The following is a 3797-nucleotide window of genomic DNA, read 5'->3' on the forward strand; positions in this document are numbered from 1 at the left end:
GACGCCTCGTCCTGCTTCCCTGACGGTCACCTGCTCTCGGGGGCACGGGCGCGCGTGACGCGCGGGCCCCTCGGCGAGCATGGGTCAGGCGTGCTGGCGAGCCTCGATGGCCTGCTGGTACAGGCGTCCCGCCCGGTAGGAGGAGCGGACCAGCGGCCCTGACAGGACTCCGGCGAAGCCGATGGCCTCCGCCTCCTTCTGGAGCTCGACGAACTCCTCGGGCTTCACCCAGCGGTCCACCGGGTGGTGACGCGGGGTGGGGCGGAGGTACTGGGTGACGGTCAGCAGGTCGCACCCGGCCGCGTGCAGGTCGCGCATGGCCTGGACGACCTCCTCCCGCTCCTCGCCCATGCCGAGGATCAGGTTGGACTTGGTCACCAGACCGGCCCTGCGCGCCTTGGTGATCACTTCGAGGGACCGCTCGTAGCGGAACGCGGGGCGGATGCGCTTGAAGATCCGCGGCACGGTCTCGATGTTGTGCGCGAACACCTCCGGCTTGGCGGAGAAGACCTCCTCGAGCTGCCCCTGGTCGCCGTTGAAGTCGGGGACCAGCAGCTCGACACCACAGCCCGGCAGCAGCGCGTGGATCTGCCTGGCGGTCTCGGCGTACAGCCAGGCGCCGCCGTCCGGCAGGTCGTCACGGGCGACACCGGTCACCGTGGCGTAGCGCAGGCCCATCTGCTGGACCGACTCGGCGACTCTACGCGGCTCGTCGGTGTCGTACTCGGCGGGTTTGCCGGTGTCGATCTGGCAGAAGTCGCAGCGGCGGGTGCACTGGTCGCCACCGATGAGGAACGTGGCCTCACGGTCTTCCCAGCACTCGTAGATGTTGGGACAGCCGGCCTCTTCGCAAACCGTGTGCAGCCCCTCGCGTCTCACCAGCGACTTGAGCTCGGTGTACTCAGGCCCGGTCTTCAGCCGGGTCTTGATCCACGGGGGTTTGCGCTCGATGGGGGTCTGGCTGTTGCGGACCTCCAGGCGGAGGAGCTTTCGGCCTTCAGGAGCAACGGTCACGCCATTCAGCTTATGTCCCGCGGGAACGGAGGCGCGCACGAGGGCTGTGTTGCTCTGCGCCGCCTGGCGGCGTCGCGGGCTTGGGCGTTTCCTGGTCGGCGTCTTCCCTCGTCGTTCGGTCGCTTCGCTCCTCAGTCCAGACACCGGCGCGCCCAGGCCAAAACCAGTGCCGGCGGCGTTGGTTCATGGGGCTGATCGGCGATACGACCTAGCGGCGGAAGAGGTCCTCCTCGGGGAGGTCGAAGGCCTGTGCGCCGAGTGCCTCGACCAGGTGCTTCTCGGCGTACGGCGTGACCTCGTCGACCACGATCCTGCGTCCCGTCTCCGCGGACAGCGAGGAGACCCCGGCGTCGCTGATCCCGCACGGGACGATCCGGTTGTACCAGCTCGGGTCGTTGGAGCAGTTGAGCGCGAAGCCGTGCATCGTCACACCCCGCGAGACCCTGATGCCGATCGCGCCGACCTTTCGGTCCGGCAGGCCGTGGGAGGGGTCTCCGGCCACCCAGACGCCGCTGCGTCCCGCGACCCGTCCCGTCTGGACCCCGAAGTCGGCGCAGACGCGGATGAGCGTCTCCTCGAGCAGCCGCATGTAGGAGGTGACGTCCAGCCGCTCCCCGAGCCTGATGATCGGATAGCCGACGAGCTGGCCGGGACCGTGCCAGGTGATGCGGCCTCCCCGGTCGACGTCGATGACCGGGGTGCCGTCCGTCGGACGCTCGTGCGCGGCGGTGCGCTTGCCTGCGGTGTACACCGGCGCGTGTTCGAGCAACAGGCAGGTGTCGGGGATCTCGTCGGCCACGCGGCGGGCGTGGATGCGCCGCTGAAGATCCCAAGCCTGCTCATAGGGGTAGTCAACGCCAAGACGAACGATCGCCAGCTCAGTCACGCTTAAAGAGTAGTTGACCCGTTCGTGCTCAAGTCGTGAGAAGGCGAGGCTCGATGCGGAACTCCTTGACCCCGCTCTCCCCGTCGTGCTCGATCCGGTAGGCGTAGCCCCTCGGGTCGACGGTCACGGCCTGGATGAACTCGGTGCCCACGTAGTGGAGCGCGACACCCTCGTCTGCCGCGTAGCCGCCGGGTAGCTCACCGGAGGCCACCGACTCGTGCAGCAGCTCGCGGCGCTGCGGGTCCGAGTTGTAGTGCACGCCGCACGAGTAGGGCAGCAGGCCGAGGCCGTCCGCCCACACCCGCAGCTCGGGCCCGAAGGAGTCGGTGTTGCCGCCCACGTGCCAGCACAGTGCTCCGGCGCTCTGCCCGGACAGCACCACACCCGCCCGCCAGGCCTCCTCGAAGGCCTCGTCAAGGCCGTGCAGCCGCCACAGCGCCGCCAGGTTGGCCACACTGCCGCCGCTGACGTAGATGGCGTCCTGGCTGAGGATCCACTCGCGCGGGTCCTCAACGTTGGGCATCGGGAAGACGGTCAGGTGGCTGATCTCGACGTCCCAGGCCCGGAACGCGCCGTACATCCTCAGCAGCCACTCCGCGTCGTCGCCCGTCGCGGTGGCGAGCAGGCCCAGCCTCGGTCGGTCCTGGCCGGTCAGGTCGAGGGCGTACCGCAGCAGTGCACTCGCCTCCATGACCCCCTGGTGCCTCGAGGGACGGAACGAGCCGCCCCCGATGGCGAGGATGTGAGACTGCCCGGACCTGCCCATATGTGATCTCCCAGTTGATGCGGCGGAAACAGGGACCCTAGAGTACGGCGGCCAGTGCGTCGCCGAGATGTATATGCCGGAACGCGTGTCCCGCCTCGCTCAGGCGCCGGGGGAGCACCCGCTGCCCGGTGAGCACCCCCTCCTCTGCGAACTCCCCGAGGGCGGTCCGCAGCACGAACCCAGGCACGGCCAGCGGCATCACGGGCCTGCGCACGGCCTGGGCGAGTGTTCTGGTGAACTCCGCGTTGGTGACCGGTTCCGGCGCGGTCAGGTTCACCGGGCCGCAGAGCCCCGGGTCCCGCAGGACGCGCAGCACGGCCCCGACCCAGTCGTCGATCGAGATCCACGACCAGTACTGCCCGCCGGACCCGAGCGGTGCGCCGAGCCCCATCTTGAAGACGGGCAGGATCTTGGGCAGCATGCCGCCCTCGCGGCTCAGTACCAGGCCGGTGCGGAGCAGCGCGACCCGGATGCCCGCCTCCTGTGCGGGCGTGGTCTCCGCCTCCCAGGGCACGACCACTTCCTGGGCGAGGAAGCCCTCGCCCGGCGGGGACGTCTCGTCGACCTCGCGGTCGCCGGTGTCGCCGTAGAAGCCGACCGCGGAACCGGAGAGCAGTGCGGAGGGCCCGGCCCCGGCTCGCGTCAGCGCCCTCACCAGGGTCCTGGTGCCCTCGACACGGCTGCGGACCACCTCGCGCTTGACGTCGTCGCTCCAGCGCCGGTCGCCGATGCTCGCCCCGGCGAGGTGCACCACGGCGTCGGCGCCCTCGATGGCCGCCGGGTCCAGCACACCCTCCGCCGGGTTCCAGAATGCCTCGTCCGGGCCCTGGGGCTCGCGCCGTACCAGACGCACCACCCGGGTGCCGTCGGCCCGCAGAGCCCTGACCAGAGCCGAGCCCAGCAGGCCCGAGGAGCCGGTCACGATGGTCGCCATGTCGCCCAATCTAATCAACCTCCGTGGAAATCTTCGGGAACGGGGCGGCGGCCGGATTCATCGTGTTTCGCGTGGCCGGGGGTGCGCGCCGGACAAGTGGCCGGGCGACGCACCGCTTGTACGGGGTCGACAGGCGCAGGTCGATGTCGGCGATCTCCTTGGGGAAGCCCCAGATCGCGCGCCCCGCCTCCATGGTG

4 protein-coding genes and 1 pseudogene are annotated in these 3797 nt (G+C 70.0%); all 5 read right to left on the reverse strand.

All coding sequences use genetic code 11. The features are described 5' to 3' along the window. Positions 1–84: 84 nt before the first annotated feature. Positions 85–1014, reverse strand: a complete 930-nt coding sequence (lipA, locus tag AB0395_RS47735) for a lipoyl synthase (RefSeq protein WP_366294899.1) — start codon at positions 1012–1014, stop codon at positions 85–87. A gap of 208 nt (positions 1015–1222) precedes the next feature. Continuing rightward, positions 1223–1900: a lipoyl(octanoyl) transferase LipB gene (gene lipB / locus AB0395_RS47740; protein WP_366294901.1), complete on the reverse strand. Its 678-nt coding sequence runs from the start codon at positions 1898–1900 to the stop codon at positions 1223–1225. Between the two features lie 28 nt (positions 1901–1928). Next, positions 1929–2666 (reverse strand): peptidase E, encoded by a 738-nt coding sequence (locus tag AB0395_RS47745; RefSeq protein WP_366294903.1) that lies wholly within the window; start codon positions 2664–2666, stop codon positions 1929–1931. A gap of 37 nt (positions 2667–2703) precedes the next feature. Further along, on the reverse strand, positions 2704–3600 hold the full coding sequence (locus AB0395_RS47750; RefSeq protein ID WP_366294905.1) for a TIGR01777 family oxidoreductase: 897 nt from the start codon (positions 3598–3600) through the stop codon (positions 2704–2706). Positions 3601–3610: 10 nt separating this feature from the next. Beyond that, positions 3611–3797, reverse strand: a pseudogene (locus AB0395_RS47755) (hypothetical protein); the annotation flags it as partial.

The sequence above is a fragment of the Streptosporangium sp. NPDC051023 genome (assembly GCF_040689595.1).
Classification (GTDB): Bacteria; Actinomycetota; Actinomycetes; order Streptosporangiales; family Streptosporangiaceae; genus Streptosporangium.

What these genes read in the sequence shown, in the direction of transcription:
- AB0395_RS47750 (WP_366294905.1), bottom strand. Translation starts at nt 3,600, where the DNA reads ATGGCGACCATCGTGACCGGCTCCTCGGGCCTGCTGGGCTCGGCTCTG.
- AB0395_RS47745 (WP_366294903.1), bottom strand. Translation starts at nt 2,666, where the DNA reads ATGGGCAGGTCCGGGCAGTCTCACATCCTCGCCATCGGGGGCGGCTCG.